General features: G+C 71.6%; 20 protein-coding genes and 1 pseudogene. 14 read left to right on the forward strand and 7 right to left on the reverse strand.

The genetic code is table 11. The annotated features are described in order from the left end of the window. Positions 1-149: 149 nt before the first annotated feature. On the reverse strand, positions 150-512 hold the full coding sequence (gene trxA / locus ABZ794_RS07060; protein ID WP_007455291.1) for a thioredoxin: 363 nt from the start codon (positions 510-512) through the stop codon (positions 150-152). 548 nt (positions 513-1,060) lie between these two features. On the opposite strand from trxA, the gene ABZ794_RS07065 reads away from it, so the two are divergent. From ABZ794_RS07065 to ABZ794_RS07115, 11 genes are all read left to right on the forward strand, one after another. Continuing rightward, positions 1,061-1,576: a MaoC family dehydratase gene (locus ABZ794_RS07065; RefSeq protein WP_210781836.1), complete on the forward strand. Its 516-nt coding sequence runs from the start codon at positions 1,061-1,063 to the stop codon at positions 1,574-1,576. A gap of 94 nt (positions 1,577-1,670) precedes the next feature. Continuing rightward, positions 1,671-2,207: a hypothetical protein gene (locus tag ABZ794_RS07070; protein ID WP_210781837.1), complete on the forward strand. Its 537-nt coding sequence runs from the start codon at positions 1,671-1,673 to the stop codon at positions 2,205-2,207. Positions 2,208-2,258: 51 nt separating this feature from the next. After that, positions 2,259-2,882 carry an RNA methyltransferase gene (locus ABZ794_RS07075; protein ID WP_210781868.1) on the forward strand — a complete coding sequence of 208 codons (624 nt, stop codon included), beginning with the start codon at positions 2,259-2,261 and terminating at the stop codon, positions 2,880-2,882. A 79-nt stretch (positions 2,883-2,961) separates the two neighbouring features. After that, positions 2,962-3,639 (forward strand): DUF6758 family protein, encoded by a 678-nt coding sequence (locus ABZ794_RS07080; protein ID WP_341866340.1) that lies wholly within the window; start codon positions 2,962-2,964, stop codon positions 3,637-3,639. Positions 3,640-3,755: 116 nt separating this feature from the next. Then, positions 3,756-3,914, forward strand: coding sequence for a hypothetical protein (locus ABZ794_RS07085; protein ID WP_007455302.1), 159 nt, complete (start codon positions 3,756-3,758; stop codon positions 3,912-3,914). A gap of 6 nt (positions 3,915-3,920) precedes the next feature. Further along, complete coding sequence (locus ABZ794_RS07090; RefSeq protein ID WP_210781838.1) at positions 3,921-4,796, forward strand: PH domain-containing protein; 876 nt, start codon at positions 3,921-3,923, stop codon at positions 4,794-4,796. A gap of 103 nt (positions 4,797-4,899) precedes the next feature. Then, complete coding sequence (locus tag ABZ794_RS07095) at positions 4,900-5,673, forward strand: SigE family RNA polymerase sigma factor (RefSeq protein ID WP_210781839.1); 774 nt, start codon at positions 4,900-4,902, stop codon at positions 5,671-5,673. A gap of 83 nt (positions 5,674-5,756) precedes the next feature. Further along, the gene (locus tag ABZ794_RS07100) at positions 5,757-6,932 is read left to right on the forward strand and encodes a hypothetical protein (RefSeq protein ID WP_210781840.1); all 1,176 of its coding nucleotides are present in this window, start codon (positions 5,757-5,759) and stop codon (positions 6,930-6,932) included. A 54-nt stretch (positions 6,933-6,986) separates the two neighbouring features. Continuing rightward, entirely contained in the window at positions 6,987-7,859 is an 873-nt protein-coding gene (locus tag ABZ794_RS07105; RefSeq protein WP_210781841.1) for a PHP domain-containing protein, read from the forward strand. Positions 7,860-7,900: 41 nt separating this feature from the next. Then, entirely contained in the window at positions 7,901-8,515 is a 615-nt protein-coding gene (locus tag ABZ794_RS07110; RefSeq protein ID WP_091394729.1) for a MarC family protein, read from the forward strand. Positions 8,516-8,558: 43 nt separating this feature from the next. After that, positions 8,559-9,479 (forward strand): PD-(D/E)XK nuclease family protein, encoded by a 921-nt coding sequence (locus ABZ794_RS07115; RefSeq protein ID WP_210781842.1) that lies wholly within the window; start codon positions 8,559-8,561, stop codon positions 9,477-9,479. Positions 9,480-9,498: 19 nt separating this feature from the next. Here the strand turns inward: ABZ794_RS07115 and ABZ794_RS07120 are convergent, their stop codons facing one another. Beyond that, a complete protein-coding gene (locus tag ABZ794_RS07120; RefSeq protein WP_210781843.1) occupies positions 9,499-10,362 on the reverse strand; it encodes an oxygenase MpaB family protein in 864 nt (287 codons plus the stop codon). Between the two features lie 59 nt (positions 10,363-10,421). Next, positions 10,422-10,850: a Fur family transcriptional regulator gene (locus ABZ794_RS07125; protein ID WP_210781844.1), complete on the reverse strand. Its 429-nt coding sequence runs from the start codon at positions 10,848-10,850 to the stop codon at positions 10,422-10,424. A 201-nt stretch (positions 10,851-11,051) separates the two neighbouring features. Here ABZ794_RS07125 and ABZ794_RS07130 point away from each other — a divergent pair, with 201 nt between their 5' ends. Then, positions 11,052-11,534, forward strand: coding sequence for a DUF2231 domain-containing protein (locus ABZ794_RS07130; protein ID WP_091397283.1), 483 nt, complete (start codon positions 11,052-11,054; stop codon positions 11,532-11,534). Positions 11,535-11,568: 34 nt separating this feature from the next. On the opposite strand, the gene ABZ794_RS07135 is transcribed toward ABZ794_RS07130, so the two are convergent. After that, positions 11,569-12,042: a hypothetical protein gene (locus tag ABZ794_RS07135; protein WP_238690800.1), complete on the reverse strand. Its 474-nt coding sequence runs from the start codon at positions 12,040-12,042 to the stop codon at positions 11,569-11,571. Between the two features lie 143 nt (positions 12,043-12,185). Here ABZ794_RS07135 and ABZ794_RS07140 point away from each other — a divergent pair, with 143 nt between their 5' ends. Beyond that, positions 12,186-12,368: a hypothetical protein gene (locus ABZ794_RS07140; protein WP_210781845.1), complete on the forward strand. Its 183-nt coding sequence runs from the start codon at positions 12,186-12,188 to the stop codon at positions 12,366-12,368. 121 nt (positions 12,369-12,489) lie between these two features. Here the strand turns inward: ABZ794_RS07140 and ABZ794_RS07145 are convergent, their stop codons facing one another. Continuing rightward, positions 12,490-12,732 carry a hypothetical protein gene (locus ABZ794_RS07145; protein ID WP_238690801.1) on the reverse strand — a complete coding sequence of 81 codons (243 nt, stop codon included), beginning with the start codon at positions 12,730-12,732 and terminating at the stop codon, positions 12,490-12,492. A gap of 281 nt (positions 12,733-13,013) precedes the next feature. Between ABZ794_RS07145 and ABZ794_RS07150 the strand changes: the two genes are divergently transcribed. After that, entirely contained in the window at positions 13,014-13,238 is a 225-nt protein-coding gene (locus ABZ794_RS07150) for a hypothetical protein (protein ID WP_238690847.1), read from the forward strand. Between the two features lie 14 nt (positions 13,239-13,252). On the opposite strand, the pseudogene ABZ794_RS07155 reads toward ABZ794_RS07150, so the two are convergent. Together ABZ794_RS07155 and ABZ794_RS07160 are read right to left on the reverse strand one after the other, a co-directional pair. Continuing rightward, positions 13,253-13,459 (reverse strand): annotated as a pseudogene (locus ABZ794_RS07155) (FmdB family zinc ribbon protein); the annotation flags it as partial. After that, complete coding sequence (locus tag ABZ794_RS07160) at positions 13,456-14,133, reverse strand: 5-formyltetrahydrofolate cyclo-ligase (protein ID WP_210781847.1); 678 nt, start codon at positions 14,131-14,133, stop codon at positions 13,456-13,458. The gene ABZ794_RS07160 and the pseudogene ABZ794_RS07155, both read right to left, overlap by 4 nt. Positions 14,134-14,142 lie beyond the last annotated feature (9 nt).

Below are 14,142 nucleotides of genomic sequence, written 5' to 3' on the forward strand. Positions count from 1 at the left end.
CGTGACGATACGGGATGTACCGACGGCCTCGGGTCCCTCCGACGGCCAGTTCGGCCTGACCAGGCAGGTGATCATGCGGGAGTTGGTGGGGGTACGACGAAGGCCGGGCCCGCATCGGGCCCGGCCTCGCGTGTCGTCGTGGGGACGACTCAGTGGTTGTGCTCGGCCAGCTGCTTGCGGACGTCGTCCATGTCCAGCGCCTCGACCTGCTCGATCAGGTTCTCGAGCGCGGACTCGGGAAGCGCGCCCGGCTGGGCGAAGACGATGACGCCGTCACGGATCGCCATGATCGTCGGGATCGAGCGGATGTCGAACTTGGCGCCCAGCTCCTGCTGAGCCTCCGTGTCGACCTTGCCGAAGACGATGTTCTGGTGCTTCTCCGAGGAGCGCTCGTAGACCGGGGCGAACCGCTTGCACGGACCACACCAGTCGGCCCAGAAGTCGACCAGGACGATGCCGTCGTTGCCGGTCACCTCGTCGAAGTTCGTCGAGGTCAGCTCAACGGTTGCCATTGCACTCTCCGATCACCGCGGTTTATCTACGTCCCGTAGAACCAGGGCTGACCGTATCGAATTCCCGTGCGGTGGGGCACGAAACGTGCCCAGGGCTGCCGGGGGGTGCCGCAGGTCATCGACGAGCATCTGTTCACACCCGACCTGCGGAACGCAAGTGCATGACGCACTTGCGTGACCTGCGGTAATGGGAGCGTTTCCAGGGAGATCCACGCGATTGAGCACTACGAATCGGTAACTTGGGCCTTGACAAGGAGGTATCCGGCCTGCGGAGATCGCTGATCAACCTCCGCGTCGTCACTGACAGTAGTGTTACAAAAAGATAAATGTGACCGCGATCTCTGTTGAACCTACGCAGGCGTAGGGCAGAATTCCTCACATCAGAGCGTGGGCGGCGGGTGCCGGGGAGGGCCCCGCCGCTCATTGCGTCTCCCCCCAGGCGAGTGACCGGTGTGACATTTCCGCCGCCGTCGCGCCCCGCCGGTTGCCTTAACCATCGGTAAGGCATGCTGTGCCGAACTCCATCGCCGCCCGTCGAAGGGACCAGCATGCAGTTCGGTCGCTACTACGAGGAGTTCGAGGTCGGCGCGGTCTACCGGCACTGGCCGGGCAAGACCGTCACCGAGTACGACGACCACCTCTTCTGCCTGCTCACCATGAACCACCACCCGCTGCACATGGACGCGCACTACGCCGCGACGGCCAGCCAGTTCAAGCGCAACGTCGTGGTCGGCAACTACATCTACTCGCTGCTGCTCGGCATGTCCGTGCCCGATGTGAGTGGCATGGCGATCGCCAACCTGGAGGTCGAGTCGCTGCGACACGTCGCGCCGACCTTCCACGGCGACACCATCTACGGCGAGACCACGGTGCTGGACAAGCGTGAGTCCGGCTCGAAACCCGACCGGGGCGTGGTGTCGGTGGAGACCCGCGGCTACAACCAGGACGGCACCATGGTCTGCGTCTTCCGGCGCAAGGTCATGGTCCCCAAGCGGGAGTACGCGGCCGCTGCGGTGCCCGACGGAGTGGATCCGGAGCGGCCCAGCTTCCCCGAGCCGCGCTGACAGCCGCGCGGCAGGCTCGACCGTCGACGAACACCGGGCTCCTTCCCCGCCGCGGGTCTGCTGGGGAAGGGGCCCGGTGCCCGTCGCGGGGCATATGCTGACGCCGGAGGTTCCGATGAGCCACTCCGTAGCGGGAGAGCCGTCCTCTGCCGGCCGCCGAGCCGCACCCTTGACCACAGCTGTCTACTCCGCCGCCGAGTGGGACCTGCTCACCAGCCTGCCCGGTCGGGTTCTCGTGGCCGCCGCGGCACCCGGCCCTGGCCGGACGGAGCGTGGAGTCATGGCCGGCCTGGCCGGTCTGGATGCCGTGGCCGCGGGCCGAGCCTCCGACAGCGACCTGGTCCGCGCGGTGGTCGCCACGATCTACGCCCGCCACGACGGCACCCCGCAACCCGCCGAGCGGCTCACCGACCTGGTGGACCTGCTGGCCGCCTGCCGTGCGGCGAGCCGGGTGCTCCGGCGGCGGGCCGACCCCGCCGACTCGGCCGCGTACCGCCAGTGGGTGCAGTCGGTCGCGGCCCGGGTCTGTCGCGCGGTGCCCGGCACCGTCGCGCGCCGGGTGGACCCACCGGCCAGCCCGGCGGACCGGCGCTTCCTGGACCGGCTCGGTGCCGCCCTCGACCTGGGCTGACCGGCAGGTCGTCGCGGCCGACGCCGACGCGGTCCGTACCCTCTGATGACCGTGACCGACGACCAGCTTGAGGTGGGCGTGGGCCCCTGGCCGGGGGACCCACCGGACGACCCCCGTTACGACAGACAACTGCTCGCGGAGGGGGACCGGCGCAACGTCGTCGACCGCTACCGCTACTGGCGGCACGAGGCGATCGTCGCCGACCTGGACCGACACCGGCACGGCTTCCACGTCGCGATCGAGAACTGGCAGCACGACTTCAACATCGGCACCGTGGTGCGCAACGCCAACGCGTTCAACGCCGCAGAGGTGCACATCGTCGGACGGCGACGGTGGAACCGGCGCGGCGCGATGGTGACCGATCGGTACCAGCACGTACGGCACCACGAGACGATCGAGGAGTTCGTCGTCTGGGCGGCCGAGCGGCAACTGCCGGTGTTCGGCATCGACAACCTGCCCGGGTCGCGTCCGCTGGAGACCGGCACCCTGCCGCGGGACTGCGTGCTGCTGTTCGGCCAGGAGGGGCCCGGCCTCTCCGCGCCGGCCCGTGCCGCCTGCGACCAGCTCTACTCCATCGCCCAGTACGGCTCGACGAGGTCGATCAACGCCGGCGTGGCCAGCGGAATCGCCATGCACGCCTGGATCCGCGCGCACGCCGGTACGCCGCCGGACTGACCCACGTACGGTGCCGAATCGGACGTTCCGGCTTGACGTGCCGGCGGTCCGGGGGAACGGTGGGGATGTGAGTGTCGCGGTGAGTTGTCCGAGATGCGGGGGCCCGGTACGGGCGCCGGATCTGATGAACACCGACTCGAGGTGTGTGCGCTGCGGCCCGGTTCCGCCGTTGCACGTGCCCGAGCACATCGGAGCGGACATCGTGGCGAGCGTGGTGGAACGGATCACCGCGACCGGCGATCCGCCGGTGACGCCGTTGTGGTGCCCGTGGCCGCTGCCGCCCGGTTGGACACTCACCGGCGTGGCGTACGCCGGGGACGACCGGACGGGCGTGCGGGCGACGGTGGTGGCCTGCGCGGGCCCGGCGCCGCTCGGTGGCGGCCCGGCCGATCTGGTCTTCGTGGCCGAGGAACCCGGTGTCGGCCTGGGCACCCGGCTCGCCGGTCTGACCGGCCCGGATCCGGGACCGGAGTTGGTGGACGCGTTGACCGACCCGGGGTCGGGTCACCCCGACCACGTCGGACAGGCGAAGATCAAGGTCGGCGGGCACCCTACTCCACTGTGGTTGGTGAATTCACCGACGGATCGAAGCGCGTACGCCGGCGAAGCTCGGGGAATGTGGCTCCATGCGATAGCCTGGCCGGCGAGTGCGGGTCACCTGCTCGCGGAAGATGTCGTGCTTCACGACCTGACCGAGTGGACTCCGCCCGAGCTCGTGTACGGCGCACCGTCCCCGTATCTACCCGGTAGAGCTTGACAACTCTTCCGGATTGACGGAGAACGGACGCAGATATTCACTGTACGACACCACACTGATACTCTGGGTGCCGCTGCGGTAATGGGACCCGGCGCCGCGCGAGAGGATGGCCCGCCATGGTCAAGAAGGTCCTCACCTGGGCCGGAATCGCATTCTTGATCTTCTTCGTCGCCTACCGGCCAAACTCTGCGGCAGACGTGTTCAAGTCGCTCGGCGGCGGGATCATGGATATCGCCCAGGGGTTTGGCGACTTCTTCACCAGCCTCGTCGCCTAGCCGCCGATGGGCAGCCCCTCCGGTCCACCCTTCGACCCGGACGACCCCGACCGGGAACGTCGCGAGCGCGACACCGAGCCGATCCCGCGGATCGGGCCTGATGACGGCCCGGGCTACGGGGCCGGTCCCGGCCTGTCCGACGGTCCGTCCCTTTCGGACGACGTCGGCTATGGCGACGGGCCCGGCTATGCCGGCCAGGGCCGTTCCGGTCGGGGGTGGGTCCGTGATCCGGAGGCCAGTTACCAGCCGCCGCAGATCTCCGAGGACGAGCTGGCCGGGTTGCGCGCCGACGCGACCGGCTCGACCCCCCGGCGGGTGCTGCCCCTGGAAGACGAGCCCAGTTCGCTGGTGGCTCGCTACCTCTTCCCCACCGAGCGCTACCGGGGCGAGTGGAAGCGACACTGGATCCACCTCACCAACCCGCTGTTGATCGGCGTCGCGGCGACCTTCGTGCTCGGCTACCTCTCCGGCTTCCTCGCCGGCCAGGACGTCGGCGCGTTGACCACCATCGCCGTACTGCTGTGGTTCGCGGTGATGGGCTGGGTGGCGTGGAAGGTCGCCGACTGGTGGTATGACCGGTTCATCCTGACCAACAAGCGGGTCATGGTGGTCAACGGCATCGTCACCCGCAAGGTGGCGATGATGCCGCTGGTCCGGGTCACCGACATGAAGTACGAGCAGACCCCGACCGGTCGAGCGCTCAACTACGGCACCTTCGTGCTGGAGTCCGCCGGCCAGGAGCAGGCGCTTCGCGAGATCAAGAACCTGCCCAACCCGAACGAGCTCTACCTACGCGTCGTCGAGGAGATGTACGAGCCTCAGGCCGTCGAGGCGCGGCTCGGCAAGGAGGCCGACGAGGCCAAGGCCGACGACGGGGCGTGAAGGTTTTCGACCGAACATCGGAGCAAGTGCGCACCTTTCGTCATGGACCAGAGCGCCCCTGACGTGGCACTCTGCCAGGACGGCGGGGGTGTGGAGGTGGGCGGTGGCGAGCAAGGACTCGTTGGAGGAGCAGTTCCGCGAGTTCGTCGCGGCCCGCTCCGCCGCGCTCCTACGCACCGCTTATCTGCTCACCGGCGACTGGGCCACGGCCGAGGACCTGCTCCAGACGGCGCTGACCAAGACCTACCTGGCGTGGAAGCGGCTCGGCGGGATCGAGGCGGTCGAGCCGTACGCCCGGCGTGTGATGGTCAACACGTCGACCAGTTGGTGGCGGCGGCGCTGGCACGGCGAACGCCCGACCGAGGTCCTGCCCGAGCGGGCCGGTGTCGACGAGATCGAGCAGCAACTTGACCGTGACCTGCTCTGGCGGCATCTCCGGGAGTTGCCCAACCGGCAACGGGCAGTGCTGGTGCTGCGCTACTACGAGGACATGTCGGAGGCGCAGACCGCCGCGATGCTGGACATTTCACCGGGCACTGTGAAGAGCCAGGCGTCCCGGGCGCTCGCCACGCTGCGTCGGCGACTGGGCGCGGACGCACCGGAGCTGGCAGCCGCCGCCGGCATCGCCGGCCGGTCTGCGGGTGCAGGGGCCGCGACCGGTGCCGCCGGCCGGACGGCGGGCTCGGGTTCCCGAATCGGGCGAGTTCCGGCCACCGGTGCCGCTGCCACACCCCGTCCCGCAGGGGCGGCTGGCCGACCCGTGCCCCGCCCGACCGCTCCGTGCCCAGCCGAGCCGCGTGCGATCACCCCGCAGGTCGTCCTGCCCACCGCCCCGGCGGCCGTGCCCGTCGGCACGGGCTCCGGGGAACAGCAGTGAGTCACTTCCCAGGCCGGCGCGACAACCTGACGGACGGCCCGCAGCGTTCATACCAGGTGCGGCCTGACGAGATGGAAGGTGCGGTGCGGGAGACACTCTCGCACCAGGTCGCCCTTGCCCGCCCACTGAGCGTCGATCCGGCCGGCCAGGCCATCCGTCGCGCGAACCGGATCCGGCGTCGACGCACCGCCGCCGGCCTCGCCCTCGCGGCGGTCACCACAGTGCTGCTCAGCGCCGGCATGGCCCAGCTCGGTGCCGAGACCAGGCGGGACGGCTCACCCATCGTCGTGATCGGCGACCCGGACCCGACCAACCGACCGCTCCCGACGGCCAGCGTCCCCGGCCCCGCCCCCTCGCCCACGACGTCGACCTCTCTCCTCGTCAGCGAGACGCTGGTCAGCGCCGACGGGCGGCGGCTGGTGCTGCCCGACGTCGGGCCGGCCGAACGCGTCCAGCCGCTGCCCAGCGGCGGCGGTTGGCTGGTGGTCGGCGCGCAGAGCACCGCAGGACGCTCCCTGTGGGTGGTGCAGGACGACGGCCTGGTGCAGGTGCTGCTGGCTGGTGCCGGCGCGATCGTCCTGGCCCCGGACAGCCACCAGGTCGCCTGGCGCGACGGAGACGATCTCCTGATGGCGGGCGTGGTCGGCACCCAACTCATCGGGTCGGTGCGCACCCCGGTGCCGGCGGCGGCGGAGCCCGTCCGGTTCGTCGGTGACAGCGTGCTGGTCCGACTCGACAGGGCCAGCGCCGGTCACACGCTCTGGCGGCCCGGTGCGGGGCCGTTGCCCGACGCCCTCGACCGGGAGAGCCTCAACGTCTACGGGCGGCTGCCCGACGGGCGACTCGTCGGCCAGGTCACCACTACCGATCCCGGCCGGACCTGCCTCGCCATCCTCACCCCGACACGTCACCTGGACCCGGTACGCACCGGCTGCGGTCCAGACCTGAGCCAGGACGGCGTCGGCGGGGTTTCGCCGGACGGGCGGTGGCTGCTGGTCAACGAGGGGAGCGGCACGGCCGGCCGGTCCCTCCTGGTCGACCTCCAGCGGCTCGGGCCGGGCGTGACCGCCGTTGCGGCCGGGCCGCCGATGACCGGGGCGATCGTGTGGAGCGACGAGACCCAGGCCTCCTACCTCGACGGCACCGGCGAGCTGGTCCGGGTCGACGTCGGCCAGGTGCGGGCGGGAAAGCCCGCCAGCCCCGCGGCGGTGCCCGGCGTGCCAGCCGGAGAGCGGCCGATCCTGGTGAACGGCCTCTGACCCCCGGGTGACCCAGGTGAGCCAGGCTCACCGTTTCCTCGGTAGCGTCGGGCGGTGACCTCGCGTACCGGCTCCGTCCCCCGGATCGACCTGCACGCCCACTCGACGGCCAGCGACGGCACGCTGACCCCGGCCGAGCTGGTCGGCGCGGCGTTCGACGCCGGGCTGGACGTGCTGGCGATCACCGACCACGACACCACGGCCGGCTGGGCGCCGGCCGTGGGCGCGCTGCCGCCAGGTCTGCGTCTGATCCGGGGTGCGGAGTTGTCGTGTCGCTGGTCCGGTGCGCAGCCGGCGGTGCCGCTGCACCTGCTCGCGTACCTGTTCGATCCGGACCACCCGGAGCTGGTGGCCGAGCTGGCGCGGGTCCGGGCCGCCCGGGAAGAGCGCGGCGAACTGATGGTCGACCTCCTGCGGGCCGACGGCATCGACGTGAACTGGCCGGACATCCTGACCGGCGCGGGTGGTGGCACCGTGGGACGCCCGCACATCGCGCAGGCACTCATCCGCGCCGGCCTGGTCGGCAGCGTCCGGGAGGCGTTCGGCCCGGACTGGCTGGGCGAGCGGTACCGGCTGCCCAAGGAGGACATCGACGTGTTCCGCGCCGTCCGGCTGGTCCGGGCGGCCGGAGGCGTGCCGGTCTTCGCCCACCCGCGAGCCACCCGACGCGGCCGGGTGGTGCCCGACGAGCTGATCGCCGAGCTGGCCGCCGCCGGGCTCGCCGGGCTCGAAGCCGACCACGAGGACCACAGCCCGGCCGAGCGGGAACACGTGCGGGCGCTCGCCGCCGAGTTGGGTCTGCTCGTCACCGGCTCCTCGGATTTTCACGGCACCCACAAGACCGTTCAACTCGGCGCGTTCGGCACCAGCGTCGAGGCGTACGAGCGGATCGTCGCCGAGGGGGTGACCGAGGTCGCTTCGGGCTGATCCGGGTATTTCGCCCATCGCGACGCGGCTAGGTTGATCACGTGGATCTGAAGCTGTTCGGCGAGGTTTTCGTGACCCTGCTGGTGATCACCGATCCGCCGGGCATGATGCCGATCTTCCTGGCGCTGACCGGTCCGCTGCCCGCCCGCGACCGCAACCGGGCAGCCTGGCAGGCCGTCGCGTTGGCGCTCGGCGTCATCGTGATCTTCGCGGTGGCGGGGCAGACCCTGCTCGACTACCTGCACGTGGACCTGCCGGCGTTGCAGGCTGCCGGTGGGCTGCTGCTCGTGCTCGTCGCCCTTGAGCTGCTGACCGGCAAGGCCGACGACCCGAGCCAGCAGGTCACCTCCAACATCGCGCTGGTGCCGCTGGGCACGCCGTTGCTGGCCGGCCCGGGCGCCATCGTGGCCACCATGCTCTTCGTCCAGCAGGCCGACGGGCTGGGAGAGTTCAGCGCCATCGCCGTGGCGATCCTCGCCGTGATGGTCGCCGTCTGGATCGTCCTGCGCTTCTCCGGCGGCATCGTGAAGATCCTCCGGCCGGGCGGGATCGAGGTGCTGACCCGGATCGCCGGCCTGCTGCTGGCCGCGATCGCCGTGCAGCTCATCGCCGACGCGGTGGCCGCCTTCGTCACGCAGTACGTGAACATGGCCTGACGGCACGCGCGCGATGTCGGAGGTGGGTGGCAGGATCTCAGGCGTGCGACGATCCTCATCAGCGGGGCGGCCGGCCGCCGGCGGCCGGGCCCCTCGGCAGCGCGCCGGCGACGCCGAGCAGCTCGGCTTCGAGGGAATGCCGGAGCGGCTGTTCGTCTGCACCCCGAGCAAGCTCGGCGCGTACGCGGACTGCCCGCGTCGCTACCGCTACTCCTACGTCGACCGGCCCGCCCCGCCCAAGGGCCCGCCGTGGGCGCACAACTCGCTCGGCGCCAGCGTGCACACCGCCCTGAAGAACTGGTATGCGTTGCCCGCCGACCGGCGGCGTCCCGAGGCGCTGGCCACGCTGCTCAAGGGCACCTGGGTCCGCGAGGGCTACCGCGACGACGAGCAGGAACGGGCCGCCTACCGGCGGGCGTTGGGATGGCTGGAGGCGTACGTCGAGACGCTGGAGCCGGATTCCGACCCGCTCGGCGTGGAGCGGGTGGTGGCGGTCAAGACAGCGGTGTTGGCGTTCAACGGTCGTACCGACCGGATCGACTCGCGGCCCGGCCCGGAGGGGCCGGAGCTGGTCATCGTCGACTACAAGACCGGCCGCACCGGGCTGGACACCGACGACGCCCGGGGCTCGCAGGCGCTGGCGCTCTACGCGTACGCCGCCGAGCGGGTGTTCCGTCGGCCGTGCCGCCGGGTGGAGCTGCACCACCTGCCGACCGGCACGGTCGCTGGCCACGACCACACAGTCGAATCGCTGGCCCGACAACTGACCCGCGCGGAAGAGACAGCCCGCGACATCATGGCCGCCGAGCGGGCAGTTGCCGACGGCGCCGACGCGGACGAGGCTTTCCCGGTGGCGCCCGGCCCGCGCTGCGGCTGGTGCGACTTTCGGCGGCACTGCCCGACGGGCGCGCAGGTCCCGGGCAAGGAGCCGTGGGCGGCCATGGACCGGCCCGCCGACGGCTGATCCGCCTGCCGTGGGCCGGTCAGCCGGCCAACGAGGCGGCCGCGTGCCGCGCGGCCCGCTCCTTTGCTGCCTGTATCAACGGCCCCTCCAGGTAGCGGCGGGGGACGGCGGCGAACGCGAGCCGCAGCGCGCGCACAGTCAGGTCCGCCGACAGGGCGGTGGTCGGTAGACCGAGACCTCCGTACATCCGGTGTGCCCACGTCGGCAGCAGGGCGAACGCGGTACCGGCGATCCCCAGGTACGCCCAGCGCGGCGGGCCCAGCGTGAGGCCCAACCGGACCGGCAGGCTGAGCTTCCACGGCAGCGGCGGGGCGGTGAGGAACACCGCCGTCTCGGCGGCCTCCCGGGTCATCCGCAACTGTGGCCGTACGGCCTCGTAGTAGTCCGCGACCTCGGCTGCGGTCCCCGGGACGGTGGCCGGGTCCAGGCCGACAAGGGCGGCGGCGCGGCGCTGCTCGGTGTAGTAGCCGTCCACCTCGTCGTCGCTCAGCGGCAGCCCGGCGCGTCGGGCCGTGCTCAGGAACGACTCGACCTCGGTCACGTGTACCCAACGCAGCAGGTCCGGTTCGTCGATCCGGAACTGCTCACCGGTGAGCGTGTCGGTGGCCCGCAGCCGGTCGTGCAGGCGGCGTAGCCGGGCCCCGGCGGCCTCCGCCTCGGCGGTGGTCCCGTAGACCGTGGTCGCCACGTAGGTAGCGGTGCGGACCAGTCGGCCCCAGGCGTCGGTGCGGTAGTTGCTGTTCTGCGCGACCCCGGCCATGGCCCGGGGGTGCAACGCCTGGAGGTAGAGCGAGCGCAGGCCGGCGACGATCAGGATCGGCTCCTCGTGCACCTTCCACGTGACCGAACCCGGACCGAACAGGCCGAGGTCATCGGAGTCCACCGCACAAGAGTGCCACGGTCGGGCAGACCTCGCCGGTCACGTGCCGCCGGCGCCGCTGATCAGACGTCGGCGGAGCGGCGGGCCCGGCAGTCCGGGCAGAGGCCCCAGAAGGTCACTTCGGCCTCGTCCACCTCGAACCCGTGCGCGCTGTTCGGCTCCAGGCACGGCGCGCTGCCCACCGCGCAGTCGATGTCGGCGATCTCGCCGCAGCCCCGGCAGACCACGTGGTGGTGGTTGTCGCCCACCCGCGCCTCATAGCGGGCGGGACTGCCCGCCGGCTCGATCCGACGTGACAGCCCGGCCCGGGACAGCGCGCCCAGCACGTCGTAGACAGCCTGGGTGGACACCGAGTCGAGGCGTTCGCGAACCCGCCGGGTGATCTCGTCGACCTCCAGGTGGCCGCCGTCGGCCAGCACGTCGAGCACCGCGAGGCGGGGGCGCGTGACGCGCAGGCCCCTCGACCGCAGCAACTCCTCGGCACCCGACATTGGCCAATGACAACACGCCCGACCCGCATCGACAACCGTCGCCCGCTCCGGGTGGCCACCGACACAGCCAGGCAAGATCGGGAGTACGGCCCAGAGGATGAACCCGATCGACGCGGCGCGCGTGTCACCGGTCGAGGGCCTGGGGACGATCGGCGGACCATAGGCTGACCACCCCTGACCATGATCCACCTGGAGGGTTCGATGTTCGAGGAGATCCTGGGTCTACCGGTGCACGTCCTGGTAATCCACGCGGTCGTCGTGTTCGTGCCGCTGCTGGCGGTGCTGGCCATCGCGTACGTGGGGCTACCGCGGTGGCGGCACCGGCTGGACTGGGCCCTGGGCCTCCTCGCCGTGGCCGCGCCGGTGACCGCCTACGTCGCCGTCAAGTCGGGTGAGGCACTCACCGACGCGCTGGTGGCCAGGGGCTTCCAGGGGCCGATCCTCGATCAGATCTTCGAGCACTCCCGCTACGGTGACATCCTGTTACGCGTCGTGGTGCCGCTCGGGATCGTGGCCATCCTGCTGCTCGTGGCGACAAGTGGCCACCCCCGGGTGCCGCAGTTGCCCGCGCTGGTCATCCCGGTGCTGGCGGTAGCGGCCGTGGGGCTCTCCATTGCCGCTTTGGTCTACGTCTACCTGACCGGCCACTCCGGTGCCGAGACGGTTTGGGGCACCACCCTCTGAGCTGCTGCTCGCTGCCGCTGCCCGTGGGCGGGCATCAGAAGATGACTCGCGAGCAGAGCAGACAGAGCAGTACCAGCAGCACCACGCCGGCCGCTGCGCCGAAACCGTAGGTGACCCGCTGCGATCGCTGCTCGGCCGCGTCCAGTTCGGCCATGTCCTGCGGCGGCAGCTGTCGCGGCGGCGCCGCCTGCAGATGTACGGGTGGACGCCAACCCGCCGGCGGCGGCACGCTCGGCGGCGGGCCGGAGTACCCGCTGGCAGTGCCCCCAGCCGGCGCTGGTCCGGCCGGCGGCGGGCCGGCGTTCCCGCTGGGAGGGCGCCCCGTCGATGCTGGGCTGGCCTGCTCGTTCCGCGGTGGATCGCTGGGCCCGCTTGTCGGTGGATTGGTGGGCCCGGTCGGTGCTGTGGTCGCGGGCGCGGCGGGAGGTTGGTCCGCCACCGCGTCGTCACCGGTGTCGGGCCGTCGCCAGTAGTCGTCCGGGTTGCTGCCACCGCTGGGGGTCGTCACGCCGTCCGACGCTACCAACGCCACCGGCGGCCCGGTCGCTTCTGGCCGGCGCGCCCACTGTCGGCGGTCCGGCCGGCTCTGCCTGGCGTGCCCACCGCCGATGGCCCGGTCCACCGCCTTCGGCTGGGCTAGTCTTGCCGCTCGTGAGCACCGAGGACCCTGGCACGCACGGCGCACGTGGAGACGATGACCGCGCCGTCGACCTGAGCGAAGACTTCGTGGTGCTGCCCGAGCAGACCACTGACGACACCGACCGTGGTTGGGGCGAGCGGTCGGGCGGCAACGACGACTGGCTGCTCGCCGAACGCCCCCCGCACTGGGACTGAACCCCCAGTGGTGCGGCCAGACCCCCACGACCTCGATCTGACAGCCGACCGTGGGATGAACGGACCGGACGGTCTCGCAGCGGAACCTGCCCCGGCGTGGTCGTACCCGTCGGCGGGCGGGTCAGCCCCCTCCGGTGCCGGCCCCCGCTGACGGCGGTGGAGTCCGTGGTGGCGGGGTTCGGTCTGCCACCGACGGCGCGTCGGAGGGCACGGGGGTCGGCGGGCACCCGGTCGGGGTGTGCAGGACCGCGGCGGCCAGGCCGAGCAGCGCGGCGACCAGACCGGCCCGGAGCAGGGTGCGCCCGCCGGGCAGAGTGAGCTGGCGCAGCGGGCGCAACGCCCGCGCGGAATCCGGATCGAGCATCGCCTCTGCCGCCTCCCGTCCCCGAGCGCCGCAGTGGCACCCGTGTACGGGGAGGCTAGGCAGTTTCCGCCGCTTCGGCCGACCCACTGCCGACGCCTGTGGACAACCGCCCGGCCTGTGGAAAACGCGCATCCGACGGCGCGATCTGCTATGGCAGCCGCCTTGATCGACTCGGGATCAAGGAACCCGGGCGGTCAGAGCGGCGGGGACAGGCCGACTTCCTGAAACCGAGTGGGTCGAGGCCCGACCCGTGGTGGGGTCGGGCCTTCGGCGATCAGGACGTGGAGCTGGCCGCTGCCGTCTTGCCGCCGCCCGATCCACCCGAGGACGACCCGGAGGAGGACGACGAGCCCGAGGACGAACCGGACGAGGACGACCCGGACGAGGACGAGGACCCCGAAGAGGACGAGGAGCTGTCACCGGAGGACGACTCGGACTTCGCCGGCTTGGTGGCCGTGCCGCCGGCGGTCGTCTCGGAACCGGCCGCCCGGGAGTCGGTGCGGTAGAAGCCCGAACCCTTGAAGACGATGCCGACCGAGTTGAAGACCTTGCGCAGCCGCCCCTGACACGCCGGGCACTCGGTCAGCGGCTCGTCAGAGAAGGACTGCACCGCCTCGAGCTGCTCACCGCACGTGGTGCAGGCGTACTGGTACGTGGGCACGTTCTCCTCCGGATCTGGGCTCAGCCAGTTGGCACTCGACGTATTCGAGTGCCAATGGTGCGTCATTCGGCCCGGGTTCGTCCAGCAGACGTGTGGGGCGCGACACCGTGCGCCGCACCCGGGCCGCCGTCAAGCGTACGCACCCCGTCGGCGGGAGTGACGACCGCGCGCACCCGGCGGTCGTGGGGCTCCGCCGGCAGCGCCTCGACCAGCTCACCGTCGTGCAACGGCACCACCGTCAGGGTCGCCTCGGGTACCCGGGCGAGTGCGCGATCGTACGAGCCGCCGCCGCGCCCGAGCCGCCGACCGTCGCCGTCGACAGCGAGAGCCGGTACGACCACCAGCTCCGCGTGCGCCACGGCGGTCACCCCGAGGCGGGCACCCACTGGTTCTCGGATACCCCGCCCCGCCGCGATCAAGGCACCGGGCCCGGTATACGCCGCCCAGTCCAGATCCAGGTCGGCGAGGAGCACCGGCAGCAGCAACTCGGCTTCCGCCGGCAGCGCCGCCCGCAGCACCTCGGGCAGGTCGGCGCCGCCGGGTTCGGAGCCGACCGGCACGTACGCCGTCATCCGGTGCGGGCGCAGCCGGCGTACCAGGGCGACCAGCTCGGCCTGCACGCGCCCGGCGGCGGCTGCCCGGGTCTCGGCGGGCAGCGACCGGCGGCGAGCGAGCAGCTCGACGCGGGTGTCCCGCTTCGCCATCCGGGTCACTTCCGCTTCATCAGAAAATTCCGGCACGCAACACTC

Source organism: Micromonospora sp. NPDC047187 (genome assembly GCF_040643355.1).
Classification (GTDB): domain Bacteria; phylum Actinomycetota; class Actinomycetes; order Mycobacteriales; family Micromonosporaceae; genus Micromonospora; species Micromonospora salmantinae.

Bases quoted from the DNA above. Each gene is read 5' to 3' on its own strand.
- trxA (WP_007455291.1), bottom strand. From the start codon at position 512: ATGGCAACCGTTGAGCTGACCTCGACGAACTTCGACGAGGTGACCGGC.
- ABZ794_RS07065 (WP_210781836.1), top strand. From the start codon at position 1,061: ATGCAGTTCGGTCGCTACTACGAGGAGTTCGAGGTCGGCGCGGTCTAC.
- ABZ794_RS07070 (WP_210781837.1), top strand. From the start codon at position 1,671: ATGCTGACGCCGGAGGTTCCGATGAGCCACTCCGTAGCGGGAGAGCCG.
- ABZ794_RS07085 (WP_007455302.1), top strand. From the start codon at position 3,756: ATGGTCAAGAAGGTCCTCACCTGGGCCGGAATCGCATTCTTGATCTTC.
- ABZ794_RS07090 (WP_210781838.1), top strand. From the start codon at position 3,921: ATGGGCAGCCCCTCCGGTCCACCCTTCGACCCGGACGACCCCGACCGG.
- ABZ794_RS07125 (WP_210781844.1), bottom strand. From the start codon at position 10,850: ATGTCGGGTGCCGAGGAGTTGCTGCGGTCGAGGGGCCTGCGCGTCACG.
- ABZ794_RS07130 (WP_091397283.1), top strand. From the start codon at position 11,052: ATGTTCGAGGAGATCCTGGGTCTACCGGTGCACGTCCTGGTAATCCAC.
- ABZ794_RS07145 (WP_238690801.1), bottom strand. From the start codon at position 12,732: ATGCTCGATCCGGATTCCGCGCGGGCGTTGCGCCCGCTGCGCCAGCTC.